We start from the raw sequence: 25,862 nt of genomic DNA, 5'->3' as shown, positions 1-25,862 counted from the left end.
GGGGTGCCCGCTCCCGCCCACCGCGATCCACGTCTCCTGCTGCTCGTCGGGGCCGGCGGTACGGTCGGCACGCTCGTGCGGTGGGCCGTGGGCGAACTCGTGCCCACCACGGCCGGGTGGCCGCTGGGGACGCTGGTCGTGAACGTCGCCGGTTCGTTCGTGCTGGGGTTCCTGCTCGAGGAACTCCTGCGCCGCGGCCGGGAGACGCCTGCGCTGCAGCGGTGGCGGCTGGGGCTGGGCACCGGTTTCTGCGGAGGCCTGACGACGTACTCCAGCTTCGCCGTCGAGCTCGACCGGCTGATCAGCGGCGGTTCGACCGCGACGGCCCTGGGCTACGCGGCGCTCAGCCTGGCCGCGGGACTGCTCGCCGTCGTCGCGGGCACCGCGCTCGCGGCCCGTCGCGCGGGGGCGGGGTCGCGGTGATCGTCCTGCTCGCGCTCGCCGGGGGACTGGGGGCGGCCTGCCGGTTCGCCCTCGACGGCGCCGTCCGCGCGAGGTTCCCCTCCCAGTTCCCGTGGGGGGTCCTCGTCGTCAACGTGCTCGGCTCGTTCCTCCTGGGGCTGCTGACCGGTCTCGTCCTGGACGGCGCCGACCCGGCCTGGCGGCTGGTGCTCGGCGTCGGCTTCTGCGGTGGTTTCACCACCTTCAGCACGGCGATGACCGACACCGTGCGCCTGGTCCGGGAGGGGGCGCTGCGGCCCGCGGCCGGCAACCTCGTGGGCAGCCTCGCGCTGACCGTGCTGGCCGCGGCGTTCGGGCTGGGCCTGGGAGTTCTGGGCTAGTCGGCGTCCTCGGGTAGGCTCACGGCAGGGTGTGCCGGGAAGTCTGGTCGGCGGTTTCGTCGTCGACCCCGGAAAGCTGGTCAGCTCGTGCCCTCCACCCCCTTGTTCTCCCGCGGTACCTGGCCCGAGGCCAAGCGCATCGCCGACGTCCTGCGCAACGAGACGACCGGTGGGCTGCTGCTGCTGGTCTTCACCGTCCTGGCCCTGCTGTGGGCCAACCTCGCCGGGGACAGCTACGAGGACGTGCGGCAGTTCCACGTCGGTCCGGCCGCGCTGCACCTGGACCTGTCCGTGGAGCACTGGGCGGCCGACGGCCTGCTGGCGATCTTCTTCTTCGTCGCCGGCCTGGAGCTGAAGAAGGAGTTCGTCGCGGGCGACCTGCGCAACCCGCGCGCCGCGGCCCTGCCGATCGCGGCGGCCGTCGGCGGGATGGCGGTCCCGGCGCTGTTCTACGTCCTGGTCAACGTGTGGCACCCCGACGCCGTCGAGGGCGGTCTGACCGGCTGGGCCATCCCGTCGGCCACCGACATCGCCTTCGCGCTCGGCATCCTCGCCGTCGTCGGCTCGCACCTGCCGTCGGCGCTGCGCACGTTCCTGCTGACCCTCGCCGTCGTCGACGACCTGCTGGGGATCACGGTCATCGCGATCTTCTACACCGACCAGGTGAACTGGACCCCCCTGCTCATCGCGCTGGTGACGCTGGCCGCCTTCACGGTCGCGGTGCAGCGGCGGATCCGGTCCTGGTGGCTGCTGCTCCCGCTGGCCCTGGCCACCTGGGCCCTCGTCCACGCCTCCGGCGTCCACGCGACCGTGGCCGGTGTGCTCCTGGGCCTGGTGGTGCCGGTCCTGCGCAGCGAGAAGAACGGCGGCCCCGAGGCGGGTCCGGGGCTCTCGGAGCACTTCGAGCACCGCTGGCGGCCCATCTCGGCCGGCTTCGCCGTCCCCGTCTTCGCCCTCATGTCCGCAGGGGTGGCCATCGGTGGGGTCGAGGGGTTCACCGAGGCGATGGGGGACCCGGTGGCCCTCGGTGTCATCGCCGGTCTGGTGCTCGGCAAGCCCGTCGGGATCGTGCTGACGACCTTCCTGCTCTCGAAGCTGACGAAGGCGGAGCTCGACGACACCCTGTCGTGGGTGGACGTCCTGGGCATGTCGATGCTGGCCGGGATGGGCTTCACCGTCTCGCTGCTCATCGGCTCGCTGGCCTTCGGCGAGGGCAGCCCGGCCGGGGAGCACGTGACCCTGGGCGTGCTCGTCGGCTCCACCGTCTCGGCGCTCATCGCGGCGGTCGTGCTCTCGACCCGCAACCGCGTCTACCGGCGCATCGAGCAGGAGGAGGGTGTCGACGCCGACGGCAACGGCATCCCCGACGTCTACGAGCGCTGACCCGCCGCTCGACTCCTGACGGTCGCGGAGTCGGGCAGCCGACGGCCCGGGTCCGCTGTCGCCGGCGGACCGGTCGTGGTGATCGTGCCGGCGCCTCGAGCCGACCGGACGGCGCCCTGCGCGAGCGATCGCCGTCGCGTGGACCAGCGCTGCGCATCACGGCATCGGCGGACGAGGGCGTCCGGGCCGGTGCTGTCCTGAGTGCTCCTGACCGGCGTCAGGGGGGACTCCCCCCGGGGAAGCGTTCCGGCCCCGGGTGCGCAGCTCCTGTGGCACGCTGCGGTCAGCGTCTTCCTTCCCGCTGCTGCACGTAGCTGGAAGACCAACGGAGGTGGTCGTGGTGGTCGTCGTGTTCGTCCTCTTCGCCGTCGTGGTCCTCGTGCTGGGGGTCGTCGACCACGTCCGACCAGGTCGCCGCGCCGACCGCTCCGCCCGCGCCACCCCGTTCTGGCTCGAGGCCCGTCGAGGCGGATCCGGCGAGGGTTTCGGCGGCGACAGCAGCGGCAGCCTTGGCGGAGGTTCCTGGGACGGTGGCGGGTGCGGCGGGGCCGACGGTGGCGGTGGGAGCTGCTGAGCAGGGTGAACCCCACGACGGCGGGACGACCGAGCGTGGAGCCGCGGCGCACGGACACCCGCGCCGGCCGGCTGGCTGACCGCAGCAGTCAGGCGATCACCTCCAGTCCTGCAGTGGGATCGTCGGTTCAGAGGTCGCGATCGAGGAACACCGTCTCCGTCGGTACGCCCTGGCGCTGTGGTCTGTCGGCTGCAGTACCTCCAGGGTGCGCGACCTGACCCCCGAAGGGGAGTCAATGACGTCATCGGCCCGCGATGGAACTCCGGTTGCGGGCACGATGGCCGTACTTGCACTCACGTCGCCTCATCCAGCGACACCTCGGAGGGGTTCAGGTGACTCGGGCGGACCCTGTCGGCAGGACGTCGTTCCGTCGCCGCGCTGTTCCCGTCGCCGCGGCGGCCGTACTCGTCGCGATCTGGCTGTGGGTGTTGCGCGACTACCGCGCGACGATCGACCTGGACATCGTCCTGCTCGAGGCCGTCGCTGCCGTCGTGGCGGTGGGGGCCGCGTGCCTCGCTCCGGGCCGGCACGCCCGTCGAGCGCTGCTCCTGCTCAGCGCCTGGGTCCTGCTGACGCTCCTGGGTGACTCCTACTGGCTGTTCACCGTCGACCCCACCGGCTTGAGCTACCTCGAGGACGAGTTCGAACCGGGGTTCACCGTCACCGTCGAACTCGTCCGGTACGTCTTCCTGGTGGCCCTCATCGCTCACACGCTGCACCGGGCTGGGCCGTCGCGGTCGGTCGGAGCCCGGTCGTGCTGGCCCCCTGCTCGGGCCGGTGTGGCCCGGATGCAGCTCACCGCCGCAACGGCCGCGGTCGCGTTGGTCCTGACCCCGCTGGGAGGGGTCGTCGACGACGGCAAGTCCTACTCGCTGTTCTGCTTCTTCGACATCGTCACCGTCGCCATCGCCCTGGGCGCGGTGGCCTCCCTGACCAACGGCGCTCGTTCCCGCGAGCCGGTCAACGGGCACGGTGTGAGGCAGGTGGTTGCCACGTCGGTGGGGGTGTGCGGGCTGGTGCTGGGCGATGCCGGCATGGTCGTCAGTCAAACGCGGGACTGGGTCGTCGGCGGCGCCGTCGGCCTGGCCGCGGCGGTGACCGGCGCCGGCGTTCTCGTGCTGACCCACCTGCGCGAGCCGCGGTTCGAGCCGGTGACCGTCGCTGTGGTTCCCGCGCCCCCGGCGCGCACGCCGGCTGTGGCGGTGGTCGTGACGACGGTGCTGGTGCAGAACATCCTGCCGATGATCATCGCGGCCGCGACGTGGGGGCTGGTCCACGACGCACTGCCGGGACCCGGGCCGGCGACACTGGGCGCCACAGCCACCGCGATCCTGCTGTCGATCGCTCACGCCGGCATCCGTGCGCGGGACTCCTGGCGCGACCGTCACCGGGCCGAGGCCGCCGTCCGGGACGACCTGACCGGCGTCTACTCCCGCCGCGGTCTGGCCGACTTCGCCCGACAGCACCTGATCAGCGACCTGGACCGACCGGACGGCGTGCCTCGCCAACGCCAGCAGGTCGGTGCCGGTCTGCCGGTCGACCAGGTGCCGGGATGGAGTGTGGTCCTGCTGGACCTGGACGGTTTCAAGGCTGTCAACGACGAACTCGGTCACGACGCCGGTGATGACGTCCTACGGGCCGTGGCGGCTCGCCTGGCCGGCGTCGTCGACGGACACGGCCTGGTCGCGCGGCTCGGCGGGGACGAGTTCGTCCTGTTGCTGCACGACCAGCCGCCCGGGGAAGTGATCGATCGGCAACTGCTGCGCCGAGTCCCGGTCGCTGTCGAGGAGCCGGTGGCGACTGCCCGCGGGGAGACCGCCTCCGTGGGCTGTTCCTGCGGCGCGGCCGTTGTGGACCTGTCGGTGCAGGATCCGCTGCCGGCGGCGCTCAAGGTCGCCGACGAGCGCATGTACCAGAACAAGCGCCGCCGACGCCGGACGACCGTGACGGTCCCGGGCCGGCTCGGCCTGGCCCGTGCCGGAGAAGACCACCGAGGTGGCTGAGCGCTCAGACGACGGCTTCGTCCAGGGGCGGGGCATCGAACAGCCGTTGCAGGAGGGGCAGGCGCCGCAACCGTTCGGCGGGCTGCTGGGTCGGCCGGGATGGCCGGGAGGTCCCTCCCGGAGGTGCTGCTCGGGACCTCGCCGGGACCGACCGCGTGGTCAGTGCCGGCGAGCTGCCCTCGCTCGTGCCTTGATCGCCGAGATGACGTCGGTCTTGGCGTCGGCGTAGGCGTTCGCGTCGTCCCACCGCTGGCCGAGCAGCGTCCTCTTGGTGCTCTCGTAGAGGGCACGGTCGTCCGCGTCGCTGCGCAGGTGATCACGCAGGAGGAGGTACTCGTCCACGGCCGGGTCGCCGCGGCCGTAGAGGTGCACGTGGACGTCTCGCGCCGGTGTGCGCACGAGGCGGTGCCCTGGCTCGCGGACCCGCAGTTCGTACCCGGCGGCCAGGAGCGCGTCGAGGTAGTCCTCCTCGGCGGTGATGTCGTCCACGGTCACCACGATGTCGACGACGGGTTTGGCGGCCAGCCCGGGGACGGAGGTGGAACCGACGTGCTCGATCTCGACGTCCACGGCGGCCAGGGCGGCCTGGATCCGTCGCCGGTGATCGAGGTAGGCGTCCGCCCACCGCTCGTCGTGGTCGTGCAGTTCGAGCTCGAGCGCTTCGACACCTCCTACGAGTTCGACGGTGGTGACGTCGGGTCGGCGCGGGTCACGTGTGGCACTCACCGGGACATCTTCGCCGTGCGGGGCGGCGGCCACCGTCCTCGGCGGCTGCGGGGTCCGGGTGTGGCGGCCGTGCGAGGTGACACCCACCGCTTGACCGGCGTGGGCGGGCGGTCGATCGTGGGCTGGTGATCACCGGGCGGCCGCCGTGCTGAGGAGCGTGCTCCTCGACACCGCAGACCTGCAGGACCAGGCCTGCTCGCTGTACCGCGAGGTCCTCGGCCGCGGCGAACCCGGCCTCGAGCTCAACCCGCGACTGCTGTCGGCGCTGGTGCGCAACGGCGGCTCGGCGGTCGGGCTCCTCGAGGGCCCGCGGCTCGTCGCCTTCGCCTACGGCGTCCACGCCCGCGACGCGCACGGGGAGTACCACTACTCGCAGAGCGCCGCCGTGGCACCGGACCAGCAGGGGCAGGGGCTGGGCCGGCGGCTGAAGCAGGCGCAGGCCGACGTCGTGCGCGGGCTCGGGGTGCGCACGATGCGCTGGGCGTACGACCCGCTGCTGGGCCGCAACGCGCACTTCAACCTCGACGTGCTCGGGGCTCGCGCCCGCTGGTACGTCGAGGACTTCTACCACCGGCCGGGCACCGACCGGGTCGTCGTCGAGTGGGACCTCCTCTCGCCCGCCGAACCCGGTCCCGTCGTCGAGGAACTCCTCGTGGCCCCCGGCACGCCGGTGCGGGCGGAGTTCGGCCGCCTGCTCGGCGCGGGCCTGGTCGGGGTGACCTGCCGGCGGGGTGAGCAGGGTTCGTCCGTGTACGGGTTCGCCGTGAGGAGTCAACCGTGAGGATCGTCCGGGCCGACCTGCACCAGGTCCGGCTGCCGCTGGTGCACGAGTTCCAGACCAGCTCGCACCGCAAGAACTTCCTCGAGCACCTGCTGGTGGAACTCACCGACGCCGAGGGCCGGACCGGCTGGGGCGAGATCGCCTGCCCCTCCGACCCCTACTTCGCCCCCGACACCGTCGCGACCAGCTGGCTGATCGCCTCGACCTACCTGCTGCCCGCCGTGGTGGGCCTGGAGGTGGACCACCCCGCGCAGGTCTCCGCCGCCTACCGCAAGGTGCGCGGGCACCGGTTCGCCGCGGCCGGGGTCGACGCGGCGGCCTGGGCGTTGTGGTCCGCGGTGCAGGAGGTTCCGCTGGCCCGCACGCTGGGCGGCACCAGGACCGAGGTGGTCGCGGGGGTGTCGCTGGGGATCGAGGAGACGATCGACGACCTGCTGGAGCAGGTCCGCCACCACCACGTCGAGTCCGGGTACCCGCGGGTGAAGCTGAAGATCGCACCGGGCTGGGACGTCGAACCGGTCCGCGCCGTGCGGGCCGCGTTCGGCGACGGCCTGCTGCTGCACGTCGACGCCAACGGCGCCTACACGTCCGACCCCGGCCACCTGGCGGCGTTGCGCGCCCTGGACGAGTTCGGGCTGACGATGATCGAGCAGCCGTTCGCCCCGCGCGCGTTCACCACCTCCGCGCAGTTCCAGCGCGACGTGGCCACGCCCGTGTGCCTGGACGAGTCGATCGACACCCTGGAGGACCTGCGGACCGCGCAGGCGCTGGGGGCCGGGCGGGTGCTGAACGTCAAGGTCTCCCGGATGGGTGGGCTGACCACGGCCGTCGCCGCGCACGACCTGGCCGTGGAGTTCGGCTGGCCCGCGTGGGTCGGGGGCATGCACGAGTTCGGCGTCGGCCGGGCGGCGAACGTCGCGGTGTCCAGCCTGCCGGGGTTCACGCTGCCCTCGGACGTGTCGGCCTCGGAGAAGTACTACGCCCGCGACGTGACGACGCCGATCACCGCGTCGTCGGGGGTGGTGCAGGTGTCCACCGAACCGGGTCTGGGCGTCTCGGTCGACCGGGAGTTCCTGGAGCGGAACCGGGTCCGGGTGGCGGGGTTCACGGGCTGACGGGGAGGCGACCGGTGCTCACCGTCGTGATCCCCGCACTCCGGGGACCGCGGGGACCGCGGGGACGGGTCCGGGAAGGCGCGCTCCTCCGGGTCCCGCGGAACCCGGTGCAGCAGGACGTGGTCGCCGCCGCGGTGGCCGGGCTCATCGCGCACCTCCTCCCGCACCGGTCGCTGTGAGTGTGCCTGCACCCCGGACCCCGTTCCCTGCGTGAAACCACGTCCGCGGACGGCTACCGTGGTGCTGCGCGGGGCGCCGTCGCGATCGCCCCCGGGGAACCTGCGAGGTGCGCCGTGACACAACGTCGGGTGCAGGCGCTGAGCGACCTGCGGGCGGAACTGCTGGACGCCGTCGCCGCGGACGCCGAGGAGGTTCCGGTCGAGGCCGTCGCCGACTGCCTGCTGCGGTCGGGGATCTGCGACCAGGTGTCGTTCCAGTCGATCGAGCTCGCCGACCTCTCGCGTACCGTGATCCGCATCTGGCCCGACCCCACGGCGACGGAACGGCTGCTGCGGCAGGTGGACGCCAGCTCGGGGTTGCTCATGCACCCGGTCGCGGTCGTGCACCTGGAAGGCCGCGGGTACGGCGTGTTCGCGCCCGACGACGTCAGCCCGCAGTGGCGGCGCTCGGAGGGGTTCCGCCACCTCAGGACCTCGATCGGTGTCGTCGAGCAACTCGACTTCCCGCTCGAAGTTCGTCCCGGCGCCGCGCTGTCGGCCTTCGGGGTCGGTCGCAGCGGGCGCCCCTTCTCCCTCGCCGAGCGCGACCACGTCGAGGAGGTCTGGCGCACGGTGGCGGCCGCGCAGGCCGTCGTCGCCAGGACCCGCCGGCTGCGGCGGGACCTCGCACGTCTCGCCCCCGACGTGCGCCAGGACCTCGTGGACGTCCCCGCGGTCACCGGCCGCGAACGGGAAGTGGTCCTCGCCCTGCTGACCGGGGCGTCCCGGCGCAGCGTGGCGCGCGACCTGGGCATCTCCCTGCGCACCGTCGACAAGCACCTCGAGCACGTCAACGCCAAACTCGGCACCGCGTCCCTCCTGCAGGCCGCCCGTCGCCTCGGGGTCCTGCAGGACGTCCGCTCACCGTGACCGTGGGCCGAAACCGCTCACGGTGCGGTCGAAGAAGTCCCCGACGTGGGCCAGCGCGGCGGGGTAGTCGCCAGGCACCGCGGCCTCGTCCTCGTGGCACCGCACGCAGGTGCGGTACGGGTGCCGGTCCTCCTCGGCCTGCTGCACGATCCAGTGGTGCCTGCCGATCAGGCACCGCACGTCCTTCACGTCGCACCTCCAGCACGAACCCGTCCTCCCCGGAGCGGGTGCTCCGTGCTGACAGCGTGTCCGGGAGCGCGGGGAGCCTCCATACGGGGAACCGCGTACGGCCGCTCAGCGCAGGCCGCCGGCGTCGTTCCTGCCGCGCTCGATCTGGTCGCGCAGTTCCTGCGCGGCGCGCGCCCGCTCGGGGTCGGGGGATCGGCTCGCACGGTCCAGCCCGCGCCGGGTGCCCCAGCCGAGCGCGACGAGCGCCACGACGGCCACCACCCCGACGATCACCCACGTCACGACGAACCACCTCCGACCTTCGCCGACCTTCTCCGACCTTCTCCGACCTCTGTCGGTTCCGTGCGGGCAGCGTGATCCCCCGGGCCGCCCCGGGCCATACGGGGAAGTGCGTACGTGCCGTGCCCCGGCCGGGGTCGTTCCGTTCCCCGCGACCGTCGCACCCCTGGCCGGTGGCGTCCTCCGGCTACGAGGCGGCTGCCCCGGCGGGTGCCTCGGCCAGCAGTTCCCGGACGCGCGGCACGACCTGCGTCCCGTACAGCTCGACCGACCGCAGCCGGGCGTCGGCGTAGACCGTGCCGGCGGCGGAGTAGACCATGTCGAACCGTCCGACGCCGAGCGTCCGGACGGCGGCGGCGATCTTGCGCGCGACCGTCTCGACCGAGCCGACGTACAGCGAACCGGAGGCGATCTCGGCCTCGAACTCGCTGCGGCGCAGCGGTGGCCAGCCCCGCTGGGCACCGATGCGGTCACGGATCACCTGGTAGCCGGGGTGGAAGAGTTCCCTGGCCTCCTCGTCGGTGGCCGCGACGAGGCCGGGGGAGTGCATGCCGACCGGGTGCGCGAGGGTGCCGAACTCCTCGGCCGCGCGCCGGTACAGGTCGACGTACGGGGCGAACCGGTCGGGTGGGCCGCCGATGACGGCGAGCATGAGCCCGAACCCGTAGCGCGCCGTACGCACCACCGACTCCGGGGAGCCGCCGACGCCGACCCACGTGGTCAGCCGGCCCGACTCCGTCTTCGGGTACACGTCGGCGGCGCGCAGCGGGGCGCGGGTGGTCCCCTCCCAGGTGACCGGTTCCTCGTCCAGCAGCCGGGAGAACAGGTCGATCTCCTCCTCGAACAGGACGTCGTAGTCCTCCAGGTCGAACCCGAACAGGGGGAAGGACTCGGTGAAGGACCCCCGGCCCAGCACGACCTCGGCGCGGCCGCCGGACAGCGCGTCGACCGTGGCGAAGCGCTGGAACACGCGCACCGGGTCGTCGGAGGAGAGGACCGTGACGCCCGAGGCCAGCCGGATCCGTTCCGTGGCCGTCGCGATGCCCGCCAGGACCGTCTCGGGACTGGAGATCGCGTACTCCGGCCGGTGGTGCTCGCCGAGCGCGACGACGTCGATCCCGACCTGGTCGGCCAGCACCGCCTCGGCCACGGTCGCGCGGATCGCCTCGGCGTGCGAGACGACCTTCGCCCGGCCGTCGCGGGGCAGGTCCCCGAAGCTGTCGATGCCGAACTGCAGCCGGCCGGCGTCGATCACGGTGTTCCCTCACGGCGGTTCCCGCGCGCACCACCTCGTCGCGGAAGTGGTTGACGTGTGCATCATCAGCTTCCTAGGATTCACGTGTCAACGACCTCGGGAGGGACGACGAGCACCGCCAGGCGACGCAGGGTTCCGACGAGTGCGGAACTCGCGGTCTGGCGCGCCCACGTCGAGACGTTCGACGTCGTGCGTTCCCGCATCGAGGCGCGGCTGCAACGCGATGCGCAGTTGTCCAGCGGCGACTACAAGGTCCTGCTGGCTCTCAGCGAGGCGGAGGGGAACTCGCTGCGGCCCTCGGAACTCGCCGCGCTGATCGAGTGGGAGCGCAGCCGGCTCTCGGGGCACCTGGGCCGGATGGAGAAGCGTGGTCTGGTGCGGCGCGAGCCGTGCCCGGACGATGCCCGGGGAGCCTTCGTGGTGCTCACCGAGACCGGCGCGCGAGCCTTCCACGGCAGCACGAGCGCGCACCTGCAGGCCGTGAAGGAGACGTTCGTGGACGCCTTCTCCGACGAGCAGCTCCGCGCTCTGGGTGAGGCGACCGCCGCGTTGCGCGCGCACCTCGGATTGCCCCCGCAGGCAGGTGGTTGACGTGTTCACCACCTGCTCGTAGGTTCCTCCCGACCGCTCACCCGTCGACGAGACCGAGGAGCACTCATGACGGCATCCGGACCGCGAACCCTGACCGGGACGACGTGGCCGGCCCTGCGCGTGGAGGACTGGGGACCGACCCGCGAGACCCTGCACCTGTGGACCCAGATCGTCGGCAAGGTCCGGATGGCCCACGCGCCACTGGTGAACCACTGGTGGCAGGCCACCCTGTACGTCAGTCCGCGGGGCCTGTCCACGTCCGCCGTGCCGTACGGCGCGGGAGCCTTCGACGTGGAGTTCGACTTCGTGGACCACCGCCTGGTCGTGCGCTCCAGCGACGGCCCGACGCGGACGGTGGCCCTGGAGGCGAAACCGGTGGCGGTGTTCTACGCGGAGGTCATGGAGGCGCTGGACCAGCTGGGCCTGCACACCGAGATCCGGGCCACCCCGAACGAGGTCGAACCCGCCGTCCCCTTCGACCAGGACCACGAGCACGCCTCCTACGACCCGCAGGCGGTGAACGCGTTCTGGCGGCAGCTGCTGCAGGCCGACCGGGTGATGGGCGAGTTCCGCGCCCACTTCGTCGGCAAGGTCAGCCCGGTGCACTTCTTCTGGGGTTCCATGGACCTGGCCTGCACCCGCTTCTCCGGGCGCGGCGCGCCGAAGCACCCCGGCGGGGCACCGAACTGCGGCGACTGGGTGATGGAGGAGGGGTACTCCCGGGAGCTGAGCAGTTGCGGGTTCTGGCCGGGCGGGGGTGAGGAAGGGGCCTTCTACGCCTACGCCTACCCCGAACCCGACGGGTTCGCCGGCCACCCCGTCTCCCCGCCGGAGGCGTTCTACAGCACGCAGAACCGGCAGTTCCTGCTGCCCTACGAGGACGTGCGCCGCTCCGCCGACCCGGACGGCACGTTGACGGCCTTCCTGCAGAGCACCTACGCCGCCGCCGCCGACAACGCGCGGTGGGACCGCGCGCAGCTCGAGGACGACCCCGCGCGGTGGGACCACCGACGGTGAGCGCCGTGGCGGTCACCGTCTCCCGCAACCCCGCCGCGAAGCGGTACGAGGCGCACGACGAGAACGGGACGCTGGCCGGGTTCGCGGCCTACGTGACGACCGACGACATGGTCGTCTTCACGCACACCGAGGTCGACCCGAGCTTCGAGGGGCGCGGCGTGGGCAGCGCCCTGGCCAGGGCGGGACTGGACGACGCCCGGGCGCACGGAACCCGGGTCATGCCGCTGTGCCCGTTCATCAACGCCTGGGTCCGGCGCCACGGCGAGTACGCCGACCTCCTCTTCAACGCGCCCCCGAGCCGCGTCACCGACTGAGGCCGCGGGGGCTCGGCGGCGCTCAGCGGGAGGTCCCGCGGCGGGCGGTACCCGGTGGCTGCCCGACCACCCGCGTGAACGCCCGGCTGAACGCCGCCTCGGAGCGGTACCCGAGATCGCGCGCGAGCCCGGCCACGGTGACGTCCTCGGCGCGCATCCGGTCCAGCGCCAGGTGCATCCGCCAGCGGGTCACGTACTGCATCACCGGCTCACCCACGACGGCCGTGAACCGGGCGGCGAAGGCGCTGCGGGACGACGACACCGCCGAGGCCAGCGAGGCGACCGTCCAGTTCCGCGCCGGATCCCGGTGGACCAGCGCGAGGGCGGGACCGACGAGCGGATCGGACAGGGCGCCCAGCCAGCCGGCCCGCGCACCCGGGTCGGTCTCCAGCCAGTTCCGGAGGGCCTGGACGACCAGGACGTCGGCGAGCCGGGTCAGCACGGCCTCCCCGCCGGGCCGGAACTCCTCGACCTCCAGGGCGATGAGCCGCAGGACGTCGCCCAGCCGGCTGGCCGGGGCGGCCGGAACCTGCACGAGGGCGGGCAGCAGGTCGATCAGCGTCCGCGCCGCGGGGGAGTCGAAGCGCACGGCGCCGCAGACCATCGTCGTGGCCTCCCCGCCGCCGCCGGTGCGCAGCACGCCGTAGTTCGCCTGCGAGGTCGCGTGCTCGAGGGTGAGGATGGACGGTGTGGCCGCACCGGGGGAGCCGGCCAGCGTGTGACCCTCGCCGCGGGGAACCAGGACGAGGTCACCGGGCCCGAGTTCCACCGTCTCGTGCGCGGTGACCAGGACGGCGCGGCCCGTGGTCACGACGTGGAACCACAGGCAGCCCGGCATCGGGGGCAGCGCGAAACCCCACGGCTGGGACAGTTCGGAACGGCAGTAGAACGTCCCGGTCATCCGCAGCACGTGCAGGGCCTCCCCGACGGGGTCGGCCACCGCCCACGGGGGGTGCACGGGCGTCTGCGTCACGGCCCCGAGTCTGGGTCCTCGGGGACGCGCGGGTCCACTGCCCTGGACGATCGGGCAGGTCCGCCGGACGGCGGGGCGTTCCCCGTCCGCGGTCGGGCGTCGAGGGTGGACGTACCGACCTTTCCGAGAGGGGAACGCCATGATCACCGTCCTGGGAGCGTCCGGGAACACCGGCCGGGCCGTCGTCCGCACGCTGCTCGCCGCGGGGGAGGAGGTGCGTGCCGTGGGCCGTCGCGCGGACCGGCTCGCGCAGCTGGCGCCCGGTGCCGTGCCGTTCGCCGGTGACGCCGCCGACCGGGGTTTCCTCGCCGACGCCTTCACGGGCGCCGACGCCGCCTACGTCCTCTCGCCCTTCGACGCGTTCGCCGCCGGCTACCGGCAGCAGCAACGCGCCGTGGGCGAGGCGATCGCCGGGGCGCTGGCCGACGCGCGCGTCCGCCACGTCGTCGCCCTCAGCTCGCTGGGCGCCGAGCAGGACGCGGACACCGGGTTCCTGAGCAGCCTGCACGACCAGGAACTGCGGCTGCGCGCCCTCGACGCCGACGTCCTGTTCCTGCGGCCCGGGTTGTTCTTCGAGAGCTTCGCGGTGTCGCTGGACGCGATGCGGGCCGAGGGGGTGCACGCCGACTCCATCGACCCCGACGTCGCCCTGCCCGTGGTCGCCACCGCCGACGTCGCGGCCGTCGCGGCGCAGGCCCTGCTGGCACGCGCCGGATCCGGGGTGCGGGAGGTGCTCGGCCCGCGCGACCGGACGGTGCCCGAGGTCGTCGCGGCCCTCGGCCCGCGCATCGGCGTGCCGTCGCTGCGGTACGTGCGGGTGCCGGACGAGGCGATGCGCGCCGCCCTCGTGCAGGCCGGGCTGCCGGCCGACGTGGCGGACCTGCAGGTGCGGATGAACGCGGCCCTCAACGCGGGGGTCGTGCGCTCGACGCAGGGACGCAGCGCGGCGACGTCGTCGCCGACCGAGTTCGAGGAGTGGGCCGACGCGCTCCCCGCCCCGTCCGTTCCCGCCTGACGGGGCCCGGGGCGGAACGTGCGCGGGTTCGCGCGGTGCGTGCACGCCCACCGCCCGGTTCCCCCGACGCGACCGCACTCACGGCGGATCGTCACGGGTGCGGCCGTGGGACCGGCCCACGGCACGTGGGTGGACCCGTGGGTGTCCCGGGAACGTCGCCGGAGCGACCGGATCGGGACACCGACGCCTCACTCCACGTGGTGACACCGATGGGTGCGACGGAGCGCTCACCGGCGGCGGACCCGGGCGCCGACCAGCCCGACGGCGGCCGCGGCCGTCACGAGTCCGCCGACGATCCCGACGACCAGCGGCAGCGCGCCGGTGGACCCGGCCACGTTGACCACCAGGCCGACGGCCAGGGCGATCCACAGCAGGGCACGGGAGCTCGCGGACGGGGCGGACGGGGTGTGCTGTCCGGACACGGGTTACTCCTGACACGTCGAGGGGACGGGGACGGTTCCAGCCTGGGAGTTCGCGGCCGCCCGTTCGATCCCGTCGGCTACCTGGCCGGTGGTGCAGCAGGCTGTACCGACGGCCGGCCGCGGCGCCGGTAGCGTCGCGGGGTGCCCAGCCTCAGGTCCGCCCGGTGGCTCACCGCCTTCCGCCGGCTGGGCGCGGGACTGGGAACCGCGCTGCCCGCCGTGGGCCTGCTGTGCTGGCTGGTCGTGGTGTTCGCGCTGTGCGCGGTCGGGATCGGGTTCTGGCTGCTGTCCCCGGCGCTGCGGTCGCTGCGCCGTCTGGCCGACCGCGAACGGGCCCGGACCGGTGCGGGGGCGGGGGCGCTGTCGGCCGGGCCGGTTCCCCGCGGCCGGCGGGCAGCGCTGGCCGACCCGGTCGTGGGCCAGGAACTGCGGTGGCTGCCCGTGCACGCGACGATCGGCTCGCTCGTGGGGCTGGTCGGGGTGCTGCTGCCGGTGTACGCGGTACGGGACACCACGTTCCCGCTGTGGTGGCGGCTGGTGCCGGACGGGCAGGACCCCTCCCCGTGGTGGTGGGCCGTGCAGTCCTGGCCCGACGCCTTCGCCGTCACGCTGCTGGGTCTGGGGTGGGCCGTGCTGTCGCTCACCGTCCTGCCCGCGCTGGCCGCCGTGCAGGCGGGGATCGGCCGGCGGTTGCTGCGTCCCCCCGCCGACGCCGACCTGTCGCTGCGGGTGGCGCAGCTGACCGCGACGCGGGCCGCCGCCCTCGACGCGCACGCCGCCGAACTGCGCCGCGTCGAACGCTCCCTGCACGACGGGGCGCAGAACCGGCTCGTCGCGGTGACGGTGCTGCTCGGCGCCGCCCGGCGTTCCCTGACCCGCGATCCCGCGGCCGCCGACGAACTCCTCGACCGGGCGCAGACCGCGGCCGAGCAGGCGCTGGCCGAACTGCGGGCCGTGGTCCGCGGCATCCTGCCGCCGGTGCTGCTGGACCGGGGGCTGGCCGGGGCCGTCAGCGGCCTGGCCGCGGACTGTCCCGTGCCCTGCCACGTCGAGGTGGACGTGGATCCGCGGGCCCCGGCCGCGGTGGAGGCGACGGCCTACTTCGTCGTCGCCGAGGCGCTGACCAACGTCGCGCGGCACAGCGGGGCGCGCACCGCCCGGGTCGTCGTGCACCGCCGCGGCGTGGTGCTGCGCGTCCTCGTCGCCGACGACGGTCGCGGTGGGGCGCGGGTGGGTGCGGGGTCCGGGCTGACCGGGGTGCTGCACCGGGTGCAGGCCCACGATGGCACGCTGAACCTGACCAGCCCGGCCGGTGGTCCGACCGAACTGGAGGTGCTGCTGCCGTGCGGATCGTGATCGGCGAGGACGACCCCCTGCTGCGGGAGGGCCTGGCCCTGCTGCTGGCAGCCGAAGGGCTGGACGTCGTGGCGACGGCCGGTGAACCGGACGAACTGCTCGCGGCCCTGGACGAGCACCGGCCCGACGTGGCCATCGTCGACGTCCGGATGCCGCCCACCCACACCGACGAGGGCATCCGGGCCGCCGTCGAGGCCCGCCGGCGCCGGCCCGAGCTGGCGGTGCTGGTGCTGTCGGCCTACGTCGAGCAGGCCTTCGCCACCGACCTGCTCGTCGGCGGCGCCCGGGCCCTGGGCTACCTGCTGAAGGAGCGGGTCGGCCGGGTCGAGGAGTTCCTGGAGGCCCTGCACCGCGTCGCCGACGGGGGCACCGCCGTCGACCCGGAGGTCGTGGCGCAACTGCTGACCCGGACCCGGCCCGACGCCGGCCTGGACCGGTTGTCCGCCCGTGAGCGCGAGGTTCTCGGGTTGATGGCCGAGGGGCTGGGGAACACCGCGATCGCGGGCCGGCTGGTGGTCACCGAGGGCGCGGTGCACAAGCACATCCGCAGCATCTTCGCCAAGCTCGACCTCGCGCCGACCGACGAGGTCGACCGCAGGGTCAGTGCGGTCCTGCGTTTCCTGCGGGCCACCGGTCCGGGGTAGCGCAGGCTGCACCGCGACTCCGGGCGCGGGCGGGAACGACGGCAGGGGTGCCGGAACGGTGGACTCGAGGTCGAGCGGAACGCATCCGCGGAACCGGGAGGAAACCGTCGTGCCCACCACCGTGCCCACCACCGTGCCCGCCCCAGCGAAGTTGTTCGCCCGTCGTCCCGTCACCGCGTTCTTCGCGCTGGCGTTCGGGTTGAGCTGGTTGTTCTGGACGCCGTACGTGTTGTCCCGCAACGGGATGGGCGTGCTGCCGTTCGAGTTCCCGGCGGTGCTGGGAACGTCGCAGCTGCTCGGCGTCCTGCCCGGCGCCTACCTGGGCCCGGTCACCGCGGCCCTGCTGGTGACCGCACTGGTCGAGGGGCGGCCGGGCCTGCGGGCCTGGCGCGGGCGGTTGCTGAGGTTCCGGGTGGGCTGGCGCTGGTACGTCGGCGTCGCGGTGGCCGTACCGGTCTCCGTGCTGGCCACGACGCTGGTCCTGCCCGGGGCGCTGGCCGCGGCCCGTCCGGTCGGGCTGACCCTGCTGCTGGCCTACCTGCCGATGCTGGCGCTGCAGATCGTCACCACGGCGCTGGCCGAGGAACCGGGGTGGCGCGACTTCGCCCTGCCGCGGCTGCAGCGACGGTTCGGACCGGTCACCGGCACCGTCGTCCTGGGCCTGCTCTGGGGCGCCTGGCACCTGCCCCTGTTCCTCACCGACTGGGGCGGCGAGGACGTCACCTGGGTCCAGCCGGTCGTGTTCACCGCGGCCTGCGTCCCGCTGAGCCTGGTGATGACCTGGGTGTTCAACCGCACGGGGCAGAGCGTGCCGATCGTCATGCTGCTGCACGCCGGGATCAACAGCACCTACACGCTGCTGTGGCCGGCCGTCTTCCCGGGGCTCGACCTGGACGGCAGCGCCCACGTCGTGCAGCTCATCGCCTCCGGGGCCGCCACCGTCGTCCTGCTGGTCGCCACCCGTGGGCGGCTCGGCCTGGGAAGTCCGGCGGCGCAGGCGACACGACCGCGCGCCGGAGCGTCTTCGGGGGCGTGAGCGAACTGCGGAGCCGACCCCGGCCGACCGCCGCGCCGCCCGTGTCGTGACCACCACCGCGAACCCCCGGACGTCCCGGAGGTGCGGATCCTGCCCGGCGCGATCGACGGGACGACGATCGTGGGGTGGACCGTTCAGTTCTCGGGGTTCTTGCGCTCCACGAGGTAGGTGTGGCCGTTGACGGTCACGCGGTCCCACTGGGCGTAGCCGGCGCGCGCCTCCTCCTCGGTGCGCGGCCCGCGCTGGGGGCCCTCCTCGTGGGAGACCTGCGCGGGGCCGGTGAAGCTGAACGCGGCGTCGAGGATGAGGTCGATGAACTTGTTCTTCGACCGCGGGCGCTGCAACGACCGCGGGGTGCGCACCGGATCCGACGACGCTTCGTGCATGAACTGAAGGATACGGGGCGGTGCCGGGTCGCTCAACGCTTGCCGAGTCGGCAAAGGACGTCGACGTGCGGGTGCCGTGACCGCACGATCGGGGCATGGCACGTTTCGACTCCTCCGCCCGCGACGCCCGCGAACTGTGGGAGGGCATGTACTCCGGCAACGAGGGGCACGTCTGGAGCGGCCGCCCCAACGCGGCCCTGCTCGCCGCGATCGACGACCTCACCCCGGGCACCGCCCTCGACCTCGGTTGCGGCGAGGGCGGGGACGTCCTGCACCTGGCCCGCGCGGGCTGGCAGGTCCTCGGCGTCGACGTCGCCGACACCGCCATCGCCCGCGCGCAGCAGCACGCCGACGAGGCCGGGGTCGGCGACCGGGTGCGGTTCGAGCGGCACGACCTGGGCGCGACGTTCCCGCCGGGACGGTTCGACCTCGTCACCGCCTCCTTCCTGCACTCCTTCGCCTTCCTGGACCGCGTGGACGTGCTGCGCCGCGGCGCGCAGGCCGTCGCACCCGGTGGATCGCTGCTCGTCCTGGGGCACCACACGGTGCCCGGGGAGCAGCTCGCCCGCTGGCGCGCGGAGGGTTTCGCCGTCGACCTGCCCTCCCCGGCCGAACTCCTCGACCAGCTCGCCCTGCCCGAGGCCGACTGGGCGGTGGCGCGCAGCGCCCTGGTCGACCGGACGGTCACGCTGGAGGACGGCGGCACCTTCGCGGGATCGGACGGCGTGCTCCGGCTGGACCGCCGCTGACCTGCGGGGATGCCGGTCCGTTCACGAGTTCGTGGTAGTTCTAGCCCCATGCCGACCCCGCGCCTGGCCCTCACCCGCACCTACCTCGCGCCCACCAGCGAGCCGGCGCCGGGCGGCGGCGAACTGCCCGGGGTCGCCGACGTCGGACCCACCGTCGCGGTGCGCAGCGAGGAGACGCACTACGACACCGCCGACCTCGCGCTCGCCGCGGCCGGGGTGTCGGTGCGCCGCCAGACCGCCGAGCGCGCGAGCGACGCGCCCCGCGGCTGGGTGCTCGAACTGCCCGGCCGCGGCCCCCGCACCCACGAGGTGCGGCACGCCCTGGGACGCGCGGTCCGCACGGCTCCGGCTGCGCTGCAACGGCTCACCTGGGCCGCGGCGCGCGGCCGCTCGCTGGGCCCGGTGCTGGCGCTGACCACCACGGCCAGCCGCCGCGACCTGCTGGACGCCGAGGGCCTGGTCGTCGCCCGCCTCACCACGCGCGAGGTGACGGCCCGGGCGCTGTCGCCCGAGGACGCCGCCACCCAGACGTGGGGCGAGTGGCAGGCCGAGGTCGTCGACGGCCGCCGCGACCTGCTCGACGCCATCGCCGACACGTGGGAGGCCCTGGGCGCCGAGGAGTCCGACCGGACCGCGCAGCTGCGCACCGTCCTGGACGGCCCGGACGACGAGGACGGCCTGGACGCGGTGTCCGCCGACGACAGCGCGGGCGCGGTCGTCCTGGGCCGGCTGGCCCAGGACGTCGGCTGGCTGCTGTCGCAGGACCCGCTGGCCCGCATCGACGCCCCCGACGCCGTCCGGTCGCTGCGGGTCGCGGCCCGCCGCCTGCACAACGTGCTGGGGACGTTCGCCCCGTTGTTCGCCGACGGCGCCACCGAGGAACTGCGCGCCGAACTGACCTGGATCGCGACGGTCACCGCCCCCGCGCGCGACCTGGACGTCCTGGCCGAGAAGCTGCTGGAGGACCTGGACGAGGAGGCCGCCGGGTACACGGCGGGCACCGGGACCGGCGACCCGGCCGTCGTGGCCGAGAAGGTGCGCGCCACCCTGACCGACCGCTCCTCGGCCGCGCACGCGCAGGTCCTGGAAGCGCTGGACTCCCAGCGCTACCGCGACCTCGTCGCCGCGCTCGAGGCGTTCGTCGCCGACCCGCCCACCGTCAAGGACGCCCGCCGGGAGGCGACGAAGGTCCTGCTGCCGCTGGTCGCCGAGGCGCACCGCGCCGCCCGCGACGCCTACCGCGACGTCGACCTGGACACCGAGCTGGCCATCGAGCACGACGTCGACCACGCCACCGCCGACGACGCGCAGACCCTCGTCCGGCTGCGGAGCGCGGTGGCCGTCGCCCGCGACGCGGCCGCCGTGGTCGCCCCCAAGGTCGGCGAAGCCGCCGAGGAGTACGTCGACGTCCTGAAGGAACTGCTCGACCTGCTCGACGAGCACGCCGACACCGTGGTCACCCGCGAGTTCCTGGCGAGCCTGGTCGAGGAGTTCGGTTCCGGAGCGTTCGTCCTGGGCCGGCTGCACGCGCTGGAGGAGGTCCGTTCGGCCGTCGCGTTCCACGACGTCGAGACCGCCTGGGACGCCGCCAACCGCAAGAAGCTGCGCCGCTTCATGAAGTGACCCCACCCTCCGCGGTCGCGGGTGGGACGGGCGGGGGTGGCTAGGGTCGGGTGGGTGAGCGAGTTCGCCGACCCCGTGCCCCTGTCCGGTCAGCGCGTGGCGCTGGAACCCCTGACGCACGACCACGTCGAGGGGTTGCGGGCCGTCGTCGCCGAAGGCGACCTGCACCGGACCTGGTACACCCGCATCCCCGCCCCCGAGGAGGTGGAGGCCGAGGTCGAGCGCCGGCTCGGGCTGCAGGCGCAGGGGACGATGGCGCCCTGGGCGGTCCGCCGGCTCGACACCGGGGCGGTGTGCGGGGCGACGACGTTCATGAACGTCCGGCCGCAGGCGCGCAAGCTCGAGATCGGTTCGACGTTCTACGCCCCCAGCGCCCAGCGCACCGGCATCAACACCGAGACCAAGTTCCTGCTGCTCGCCCGGGCGTTCGAGGAACTGCGCTGCATCGCCGTGGAACTGCGCACCCACTGGCACAACCACCAGTCCCGCACCGCGATCGCACGCCTGGGCGCCAAGCAGGACGGGGTGCTGCGCAACAACGACATCTGGCCCGACGGTTCCTACCGCGACACCGTGGTGTTCTCCATCCTGGAGTCGGAGTGGCCGGCCGTCCGCAGCGACCTGACCTACCGGCTCACCCGGTGAGCACCGCCCTGGCCCTGCGGGGGCTGCTCAAGCGGTTCGGGCCCAGGACCGCCGTCGACCACCTCGACCTCGACGTGCCGGCCGGGTCGTTCTACGGCGTCGTCGGACCCAACGGCGCGGGCAAGACGACGACCCTGTCGATGGCCACCGGGCTGCTGCGCCCGGACGCCGGCCGGGCCTTCGTCCTTGGCCAGGACGTGTGGGCCGACCCCGTCGGCGCCAAGCACCGGCTCGGCGTGCTGCCCGACGGGGTGCGGTTGTTCGACCGGCTCTCCGGACTCGAACTCGTGCGCTACAGCGGGTTGCTGCGCGGCATGCCCCGCGACGTCGTGGAGACCCGGGCCCGGGAACTGCTCGACGCCCTCGGCCTGGCCGAGGCGGGGAGCACCCTCGTCGTCGACTACTCCGCCGGGATGACCAAGAAGGTCGCGCTGGCCTGCGCCCTCGTGCACGCCCCGCGGGTCCTGGTCCTGGACGAACCCTTCGAGGCCGTCGACCCCGTCAGCGGCGCCACCATCCGCGCCATCCTCACCTCCTACGTCGCCGGGGGCGGAACGGTCGTGCTGTCCAGCCACGTCATGGACCTCGTCGAGCGGCTGTGCGACCACGTCGCCGTCATCGCCGGTGGCCGGGTGCTGGCCGCCGGCGAACTCTCTGCCGTGCGGGCCGGCCGGACCCTGGAGGACCGCTTCGTCGAACTCGTCGGCGGCGGCCGCGACGTGTCCGGGACCCTGGACTGGCTGCGGTGACCGGCCCCTCGGTCGGCACCCTCGTCCGGCTCAAGCTCACGCTGCTGCGCAACGGGTTGCGCCGCAGCCCCTGGCAGATCGTCGCGTTCGTGCTGAGCGCGGTGTGGGCCGCGGGTCTGGTGTTCGCCGTCGGCGCGGGGCTGGTCGCGCTGCGCTTCGCCGGGATGGACGTCGCCGGCCCCGTCGTCGTCGGGGTCGGAACCCTCGTCGTGCTCGGCTGGGCGCTCGTCCCGCTCGTGGCCTTCGGCGTGGACGAGACCCTCGACCCGGGCCGGTTCGCCACCCTCGGGATCCCGCGGCGGCGGCTCGTGCCGGGGCTGCTGCTGGCCGGGCTGGTCGGGATGCCGGGGGTGGCGACCGCGCTGCTGGCCGCCGCGGCCGTCGTGACGTTCTCCCGCTCGGCCGGGGCGACGCTGCTGGCCGTCCCCGCCCTGGCGATCGCCGTGCTGACCGCCGTCGCCGCCTCGCGGGCGACGACGACGGCGGCCGCTGCGGTCCTGCGTCGCCGGCGCACCCGCGACGTGCTCGCGATCCTCAGCGGCGTCCTGCTCGTCGGGCTCGGCCCGGCGGTCAACATCGCCGTGGAGCGCGCCGGTGGTGGCCTCGCCGACCTCGGCCGCGCCGCCGCCGCCGTCGCGGGCTGGACGCCGCCGGGGCTGGGGTTCGCCGCGGCCGCCGACGCCGCGGCCGGGCACTGGACGCAGGCCCTGGTCCGTCTGGTGCTCGCCGCCGCGGTGCTGGCGCTCGTGCTCCTCGGCTGGTCCGCGGCCCTGGGACCGGCCGGTACCGGCCCGGCCGTGCACACCAGCGCCGCCGGCCGGGCCGACACCCGCGCCCACCCGCTCCTCGACCGGCTCCCCGCCACCCCCGCCGTCGCCGTGGCGTCGCGGTGCGCCCGCTACTGGCGCCGCGACCCGCGCTACCTCATCTCCGCGGCCTCGCTGCTCGTCGTCCCGCTGCTGTTCGTCGTGCTGCCGGCCTCCCAGGGCGGCACCGGCTCCTGGCCCCTCGTCGCCGGGCCCGTCATCGCGTTCGTCATGGGCTGGTCGCTGCACAACGACATCGCCTACGACCACTCCGCGTTCGCCCTGCACGTGACGACCGGGCTGCGCGGCCGCGACGACCGCGCCGGTCGCGTCCTGGCCGCGCTCGTCTGGCAGCTGCCCGTGCTCCTCGTGGTCTCGGTCGGGGGTGCGCTGCTGGCCGGGCGGGCCGACCTGCTGCCGGCGGTGCTGGGCGCGGCGCTGGCCTCGATCGGTGCGGCGCTGGGCGTCTCCAGCGTGGCCAGCGCGCTGGTGCCCTACCCCGCCCCCGCGCCGGGGGCCAACCCGTTCCAGACCCCGCGCGGCGCCGGCGCCGCCACCGTCGCCGTGCAGTTCGGCACCTCGCTGGCCACCTCGCTGCTGGCCGCGCCGGCGCTGGTGCCCGCGGTGCTCGCCCACCTCGGGCTCACCTGGGCGGGCTGGATCGCGCTCGTCCTCGGGCTGGCCTGCGCGGTGGCCTGGCCGTGGCTGGGGATCGTCCAGGGCGGGGCGGTCCTGGACCGGCGGGCTCCCGAGGTGCTGGCCCGGGTCGGCTCCTCGTGACCTCGTGGCAGGACGCGGTGCGCGACGTGGGGCCCGTCGCGCTGGCCCTCGTCCTGCTCGCCGCGATCGCCGTGGGAGCCGGTGCGGCCGGCGGCCTCCGGCAGGGACGCGACGTCGGCGTCGCCGTCGCGCGGGCCGTGGTGCAGATCGTCGTCGTCGGCCTGGTGCTCGCCGTCGTCCTGCGCACCCCGGCCCTGGCCCCGGCCTACCTCGCCCTCGCGCTCGCGGTGGCGTCCTGGACGTCGGCCCGGCGGCTGCGGTTCCCCCGGTCGTGGCCGCTGACGGCGCTCGCGATCGGGCTCGGCGCGGCGACCGCGGCGGCCGTCGTCGTGGGCGTGGGGGCGCTGGAACCCCGCGCCCTGCAGGTCGTGCCGTTCACGGCTCAGCTCATCGGCGGCGCGATGAGCGCGACGACCCTGGCCGGTCGCCGGCTGCTCGACGACGTCGAGGGCGGCTGGCCGCTCGTCGAGGGGTGGCTCGCGCTGGGAGCCACCCCGGCGCGTGCGGTCGCCGACCTGGGACGCACCGCGGCCACCCGTGCGCTGGCGCCGGCGCTGGACCAGACCCGCACCGTGGGTCTGGTGACGTTGCCAGGGGCGTTCGTGGGGTTGCTGCTCGGCGGCGCGAGCCCGCTGGAGGCCGCGCGGGTGCAGCTGCTGGTGCTGGTGGGTCTGGTGGCCGCCGAGACGATCGCCGTCGTCGTGGTGACGGCCGGGATCGGCCGGCGGGTGGTCACGAAACCCCAGCGGCTCGGTTCGTGAAGAGTTTCACAAACGCGAAGGGCCCTCGTCCCGGACGGAACGAGGGCCCTTGTGCGTCACGAGCTGCTCAGAGCGCGCGGACCTGGTCGGCCTGCGGGCCCTTGTTGCCCTGCGTCACCTCGAACTCCACGCGCTGGTTCTCCTCCAGCGAGCGGTAGCCGTTGCCGGTGATGGCGGAGTAGTGGACGAAGACGTCGGGTCCGCCGCCGTCCTGCTCGATGAAGCCGTACCCCTTCTCAGCGTTGAACCACTTGACGGTGCCCTGAGCCATTCCTTCTCCAACACGTTCCAGTCGGTCAAGTCCCGCGCCTGCTGCGGGACTCGGGCTGAGTGGGAACGTCACGCCGGACCGGTCGATCCGGGCGACGCCCGCAACACACTCCGCGGGCGTTCAAAACGATCGAGGAGCTGCGGTGAGCTGCAGCCGTGGGGAAGCTAACACGCAGGGGTCGAGGGTGCGCAAGACCTTCACGGCTCTTGATCAGCCGCGGATCGGTGCAGAACCCGGTGCCGGCGTCGTGCTGCCCCTCCTCGGAGGGACGGGTGACGAGGCTCACAGGGAATCGAGCTCGTCCACCGCGAGAACCACGGCCGCGGCCGACCACCCCAGCGGGGCGGGACCCGCGGGCGTCCCGTCGGCCAGGACCTTCTCCGGGATGCTGCCCCACGACGTTCGGTGGACGTTCAACCAGTCCAGCCACGCGCGGGCCTGCTCCGGTCGCCCGCTGTGCGCTGCGGCGCAGGCGACCAGGGCCGTTTCCGGGGTCCAGGAGATCCCGTCCTGCTTCCACCCCGCCCCCGGGGCCAAACCCCCGGCCGGGCGCGACGCGTCGGCCTGGTAGGCGTCGAACGCGGCCAGGACGGCCGGTTCGGCACGCGCCGTGAAGGGCGGCAGCAGGAACGTCACCGCGGCGTCCATGCCGCCGGAGGGTTCGGACAGGTCGACGTACCGGGCGTACCCGGACGGGGCGAACTGTTCGTGCAGCAACGCTGCGAGTCGTTCGCCCGCGGCAGACACCTGCCGCGCCCGGGTCCGTTGCCCCAGCCGGGAGAACACGGCCGCACCGGCGTGCAGACCCGCCAGCAGCGGAGCGACCGTCCCCAGCGTCAGATCGGCCTCGCGGCGTTCCCAGTAGTCCGAGGACGGCTCGGGCAGCCGCCCGCCCGACGACGTCGCCTCCATGACGAACTCGACGGTCGAGGTGAGCAGGTCCTGCAGTTCCCCGGCCCGCGCGCGGGCCGCGGCCGGGGTCGGTTCGGCGTCGACGACCGCCCGCACCGCCCACAACGCCCAGCCGGCGCCGTCGTCCTGACGACGACGGCCGTCGGGGGTGCCGCCGCCGTCGAGCAGGTAGCGCGCCTCGAACCCGCCGTCGTCCAGGCGCACGTCCGCCAGGAACTGCAGCACGCGGCCCGCGTCGTCGTGGTGGCCGGTGCGGGCCAGCGCGACCGCGGCGAACGCCGAGTCCCGCGGCCACGCGTAGTTCCACTTCGGCGCCGGGCCTGCGGCGACGGCGCCGTTGTCCTGCGTCAGCGCGCGCAGGTCCAGCAACCCCCGCCGGACCATGTCGGCGTACGGGCCGCCCGCGCCCGGGACCCGACCCGCGGCCAGCCAGGCCTCGTCGGCCGCGGGGTCCGGGGTGTGCCACCCGGGGTCCGTCAGCAGCCGGGGGACGGGCGCGGCCTCGGTGCGGCCGGACAGCAGGGTGGAGCCGACGACGCCCAGCCCGGCGATGCTCGTGCCGCCCGCGAACAGCACCCATCGGCGACGCACCGCCCCACCTCCCCGTCCCGGCGACCTCCCTCGACGGTAACCGGAG

Annotated in this window: 30 protein-coding genes; 21 read left to right on the top strand and 9 right to left on the bottom strand. The window is 74.2% G+C overall.

What is annotated here, in order from left to right; translation table 11 throughout:
- Positions 1–3: 3 nt before the first annotated feature.
- The 5 genes from ACRYR2_RS08935 to ACRYR2_RS08915 all read left to right on the top strand — a co-directional run bounded on the left by ACRYR2_RS08935 (position 4) and on the right by ACRYR2_RS08915 (position 4,742).
- A complete protein-coding gene (locus ACRYR2_RS08935; RefSeq protein ID WP_432562502.1) occupies positions 4–423 on the top strand; it encodes a fluoride efflux transporter FluC in 420 nt (139 codons plus the stop codon).
- Complete coding sequence (locus ACRYR2_RS08930) at positions 420–782, top strand: fluoride efflux transporter FluC (RefSeq protein ID WP_432562501.1); 363 nt, start codon at positions 420–422, stop codon at positions 780–782. Before ACRYR2_RS08935 ends, ACRYR2_RS08930 begins: the two co-directional genes overlap by 4 nt.
- Before the next feature lie 87 nt (positions 783–869).
- The gene (gene nhaA, locus ACRYR2_RS08925; protein ID WP_432562500.1) at positions 870–2,165 is read left to right on the top strand and encodes a Na+/H+ antiporter NhaA; all 1,296 of its coding nucleotides are present in this window, start codon (positions 870–872) and stop codon (positions 2,163–2,165) included.
- A gap of 337 nt (positions 2,166–2,502) precedes the next feature.
- The gene (locus ACRYR2_RS08920; protein ID WP_432562499.1) at positions 2,503–2,739 is read left to right on the top strand and encodes a hypothetical protein; all 237 of its coding nucleotides are present in this window, start codon (positions 2,503–2,505) and stop codon (positions 2,737–2,739) included.
- 332 nt (positions 2,740–3,071) lie between these two features.
- Positions 3,072–4,742 (top strand): GGDEF domain-containing protein, encoded by a 1,671-nt coding sequence (locus ACRYR2_RS08915; RefSeq protein WP_432562498.1) that lies wholly within the window; start codon positions 3,072–3,074, stop codon positions 4,740–4,742.
- A 159-nt stretch (positions 4,743–4,901) separates the two neighbouring features.
- Here the strand turns inward: ACRYR2_RS08915 and ACRYR2_RS08910 are convergent, their stop codons facing one another.
- Positions 4,902–5,468: a GrpB family protein gene (locus ACRYR2_RS08910; RefSeq protein WP_432562497.1), complete on the bottom strand. Its 567-nt coding sequence runs from the start codon at positions 5,466–5,468 to the stop codon at positions 4,902–4,904.
- Between the two features lie 157 nt (positions 5,469–5,625).
- On the opposite strand from ACRYR2_RS08910, the gene ACRYR2_RS08905 reads away from it, so the two are divergent.
- The 3 genes from ACRYR2_RS08905 to ACRYR2_RS08895 all read left to right on the top strand — a co-directional run bounded on the left by ACRYR2_RS08905 (position 5,626) and on the right by ACRYR2_RS08895 (position 8,452).
- A complete protein-coding gene (locus ACRYR2_RS08905; RefSeq protein WP_432562496.1) occupies positions 5,626–6,249 on the top strand; it encodes a GNAT family N-acetyltransferase in 624 nt (207 codons plus the stop codon).
- Positions 6,246–7,364: an o-succinylbenzoate synthase gene (gene menC / locus ACRYR2_RS08900; RefSeq protein WP_432562495.1), complete on the top strand. Its 1,119-nt coding sequence runs from the start codon at positions 6,246–6,248 to the stop codon at positions 7,362–7,364. Before ACRYR2_RS08905 ends, menC begins: the two co-directional genes overlap by 4 nt.
- Before the next feature lie 293 nt (positions 7,365–7,657).
- Positions 7,658–8,452, top strand: coding sequence for a helix-turn-helix transcriptional regulator (locus ACRYR2_RS08895; RefSeq protein WP_432562494.1), 795 nt, complete (start codon positions 7,658–7,660; stop codon positions 8,450–8,452).
- Here the strand turns inward: ACRYR2_RS08895 and ACRYR2_RS08890 are convergent.
- The 3 genes from ACRYR2_RS08890 to ACRYR2_RS08880 all read right to left on the bottom strand — a co-directional run bounded on the left by ACRYR2_RS08890 (position 8,444) and on the right by ACRYR2_RS08880 (position 10,175).
- On the bottom strand, positions 8,444–8,641 hold the full coding sequence (locus ACRYR2_RS08890) for a hypothetical protein (protein WP_432562493.1): 198 nt from the start codon (positions 8,639–8,641) through the stop codon (positions 8,444–8,446). The two genes, ACRYR2_RS08895 and ACRYR2_RS08890, sit on opposite strands and share 9 nt — an antisense overlap.
- A gap of 105 nt (positions 8,642–8,746) precedes the next feature.
- Complete coding sequence (locus ACRYR2_RS08885; RefSeq protein ID WP_432562492.1) at positions 8,747–8,923, bottom strand: hypothetical protein; 177 nt, start codon at positions 8,921–8,923, stop codon at positions 8,747–8,749.
- Positions 8,924–9,107: 184 nt separating this feature from the next.
- Positions 9,108–10,175 carry an LLM class flavin-dependent oxidoreductase gene (locus tag ACRYR2_RS08880; RefSeq protein ID WP_432562491.1) on the bottom strand — a complete coding sequence of 356 codons (1,068 nt, stop codon included), beginning with the start codon at positions 10,173–10,175 and terminating at the stop codon, positions 9,108–9,110.
- An 84-nt stretch (positions 10,176–10,259) separates the two neighbouring features.
- Between ACRYR2_RS08880 and ACRYR2_RS08875 the strand changes: the two genes are divergently transcribed.
- From ACRYR2_RS08875 to ACRYR2_RS08865, 3 genes are all read left to right on the top strand, one after another.
- Entirely contained in the window at positions 10,260–10,766 is a 507-nt protein-coding gene (locus ACRYR2_RS08875) for a MarR family winged helix-turn-helix transcriptional regulator (protein WP_432562490.1), read from the top strand.
- A gap of 66 nt (positions 10,767–10,832) precedes the next feature.
- Positions 10,833–11,783 carry a DUF5996 family protein gene (locus ACRYR2_RS08870; protein ID WP_432562489.1) on the top strand — a complete coding sequence of 317 codons (951 nt, stop codon included), beginning with the start codon at positions 10,833–10,835 and terminating at the stop codon, positions 11,781–11,783.
- A 5-nt stretch (positions 11,784–11,788) separates the two neighbouring features.
- Positions 11,789–12,097 (top strand): GNAT family N-acetyltransferase, encoded by a 309-nt coding sequence (locus tag ACRYR2_RS08865; protein WP_432562488.1) that lies wholly within the window; start codon positions 11,789–11,791, stop codon positions 12,095–12,097.
- Positions 12,098–12,119: 22 nt separating this feature from the next.
- On the opposite strand, the gene ACRYR2_RS08860 is transcribed toward ACRYR2_RS08865, so the two are convergent.
- Positions 12,120–13,070, bottom strand: a complete 951-nt coding sequence (locus tag ACRYR2_RS08860) for an AraC family transcriptional regulator (RefSeq protein WP_432562487.1) — start codon at positions 13,068–13,070, stop codon at positions 12,120–12,122.
- A gap of 139 nt (positions 13,071–13,209) precedes the next feature.
- On the opposite strand from ACRYR2_RS08860, the gene ACRYR2_RS08855 reads away from it, so the two are divergent.
- The gene (locus ACRYR2_RS08855; RefSeq protein ID WP_432562486.1) at positions 13,210–14,085 is read left to right on the top strand and encodes an NmrA family NAD(P)-binding protein; all 876 of its coding nucleotides are present in this window, start codon (positions 13,210–13,212) and stop codon (positions 14,083–14,085) included.
- A gap of 227 nt (positions 14,086–14,312) precedes the next feature.
- Here ACRYR2_RS08855 and ACRYR2_RS08850 read toward each other — a convergent pair whose 3' ends face one another.
- Complete coding sequence (locus ACRYR2_RS08850) at positions 14,313–14,507, bottom strand: hypothetical protein (protein ID WP_432562485.1); 195 nt, start codon at positions 14,505–14,507, stop codon at positions 14,313–14,315.
- Positions 14,508–14,648: 141 nt separating this feature from the next.
- On the opposite strand from ACRYR2_RS08850, the gene ACRYR2_RS08845 reads away from it, so the two are divergent.
- The 3 genes from ACRYR2_RS08845 to ACRYR2_RS08835 all read left to right on the top strand — a co-directional run bounded on the left by ACRYR2_RS08845 (position 14,649) and on the right by ACRYR2_RS08835 (position 17,543).
- Positions 14,649–15,863: a sensor histidine kinase gene (locus ACRYR2_RS08845; RefSeq protein ID WP_432562484.1), complete on the top strand. Its 1,215-nt coding sequence runs from the start codon at positions 14,649–14,651 to the stop codon at positions 15,861–15,863.
- Positions 15,851–16,507 carry a response regulator gene (locus tag ACRYR2_RS08840; protein ID WP_432562483.1) on the top strand — a complete coding sequence of 219 codons (657 nt, stop codon included), beginning with the start codon at positions 15,851–15,853 and terminating at the stop codon, positions 16,505–16,507. The genes ACRYR2_RS08845 and ACRYR2_RS08840 overlap by 13 nt, the downstream gene beginning before the upstream one ends.
- 109 nt (positions 16,508–16,616) lie before the next feature.
- On the top strand, positions 16,617–17,543 hold the full coding sequence (locus tag ACRYR2_RS08835; RefSeq protein ID WP_432562482.1) for a CPBP family intramembrane glutamic endopeptidase: 927 nt from the start codon (positions 16,617–16,619) through the stop codon (positions 17,541–17,543).
- Between the two features lie 134 nt (positions 17,544–17,677).
- Here the strand turns inward: ACRYR2_RS08835 and ACRYR2_RS08830 are convergent, their stop codons facing one another.
- The gene (locus ACRYR2_RS08830) at positions 17,678–17,929 is read right to left on the bottom strand and encodes a hypothetical protein (protein WP_432562481.1); all 252 of its coding nucleotides are present in this window, start codon (positions 17,927–17,929) and stop codon (positions 17,678–17,680) included.
- Between the two features lie 95 nt (positions 17,930–18,024).
- On the opposite strand from ACRYR2_RS08830, the gene ACRYR2_RS08825 reads away from it, so the two are divergent.
- From ACRYR2_RS08825 to ACRYR2_RS08800, 6 genes are read left to right on the top strand one after another with little or no spacing between them, the layout of a single operon-like run.
- Entirely contained in the window at positions 18,025–18,678 is a 654-nt protein-coding gene (locus ACRYR2_RS08825; RefSeq protein ID WP_432562480.1) for a class I SAM-dependent methyltransferase, read from the top strand.
- Positions 18,679–18,726: 48 nt separating this feature from the next.
- A complete protein-coding gene (locus ACRYR2_RS08820) occupies positions 18,727–20,301 on the top strand; it encodes a CYTH and CHAD domain-containing protein (protein WP_432562479.1) in 1,575 nt (524 codons plus the stop codon).
- A 54-nt stretch (positions 20,302–20,355) separates the two neighbouring features.
- Entirely contained in the window at positions 20,356–20,946 is a 591-nt protein-coding gene (locus ACRYR2_RS08815) for a GNAT family N-acetyltransferase (RefSeq protein ID WP_432562478.1), read from the top strand.
- A complete protein-coding gene (locus ACRYR2_RS08810) occupies positions 20,943–21,695 on the top strand; it encodes an ABC transporter ATP-binding protein (RefSeq protein ID WP_432562477.1) in 753 nt (250 codons plus the stop codon). The genes ACRYR2_RS08815 and ACRYR2_RS08810 overlap by 4 nt, the downstream gene beginning before the upstream one ends.
- A complete protein-coding gene (locus ACRYR2_RS08805) occupies positions 21,692–23,281 on the top strand; it encodes a hypothetical protein (protein ID WP_432562476.1) in 1,590 nt (529 codons plus the stop codon). Before ACRYR2_RS08810 ends, ACRYR2_RS08805 begins: the two co-directional genes overlap by 4 nt.
- The gene (locus tag ACRYR2_RS08800; protein ID WP_432562475.1) at positions 23,278–24,042 is read left to right on the top strand and encodes an ABC transporter permease; all 765 of its coding nucleotides are present in this window, start codon (positions 23,278–23,280) and stop codon (positions 24,040–24,042) included. The genes ACRYR2_RS08805 and ACRYR2_RS08800 overlap by 4 nt, the downstream gene beginning before the upstream one ends.
- A 67-nt stretch (positions 24,043–24,109) precedes the next feature.
- Here ACRYR2_RS08800 and ACRYR2_RS08795 read toward each other — a convergent pair whose 3' ends face one another.
- Both ACRYR2_RS08795 and ACRYR2_RS08790 read right to left on the bottom strand, forming a co-directional pair.
- A complete protein-coding gene (locus ACRYR2_RS08795; RefSeq protein WP_432562474.1) occupies positions 24,110–24,313 on the bottom strand; it encodes a cold-shock protein in 204 nt (67 codons plus the stop codon).
- A gap of 282 nt (positions 24,314–24,595) precedes the next feature.
- The gene (locus ACRYR2_RS08790) at positions 24,596–25,816 is read right to left on the bottom strand and encodes a glycoside hydrolase family 15 protein (RefSeq protein ID WP_432562473.1); all 1,221 of its coding nucleotides are present in this window, start codon (positions 25,814–25,816) and stop codon (positions 24,596–24,598) included.
- Between the last annotated feature and the right edge of the window lie 46 nt (positions 25,817–25,862).

This window comes from Kineococcus deserti (assembly GCF_050871945.1).
GTDB lineage: Bacteria > Actinomycetota > Actinomycetes > Actinomycetales > Kineococcaceae > Kineococcus.
The sequence above is the reverse complement of the archived record's forward strand: the minus strand, read 5'-3'. Positions and strand labels throughout refer to the sequence as shown.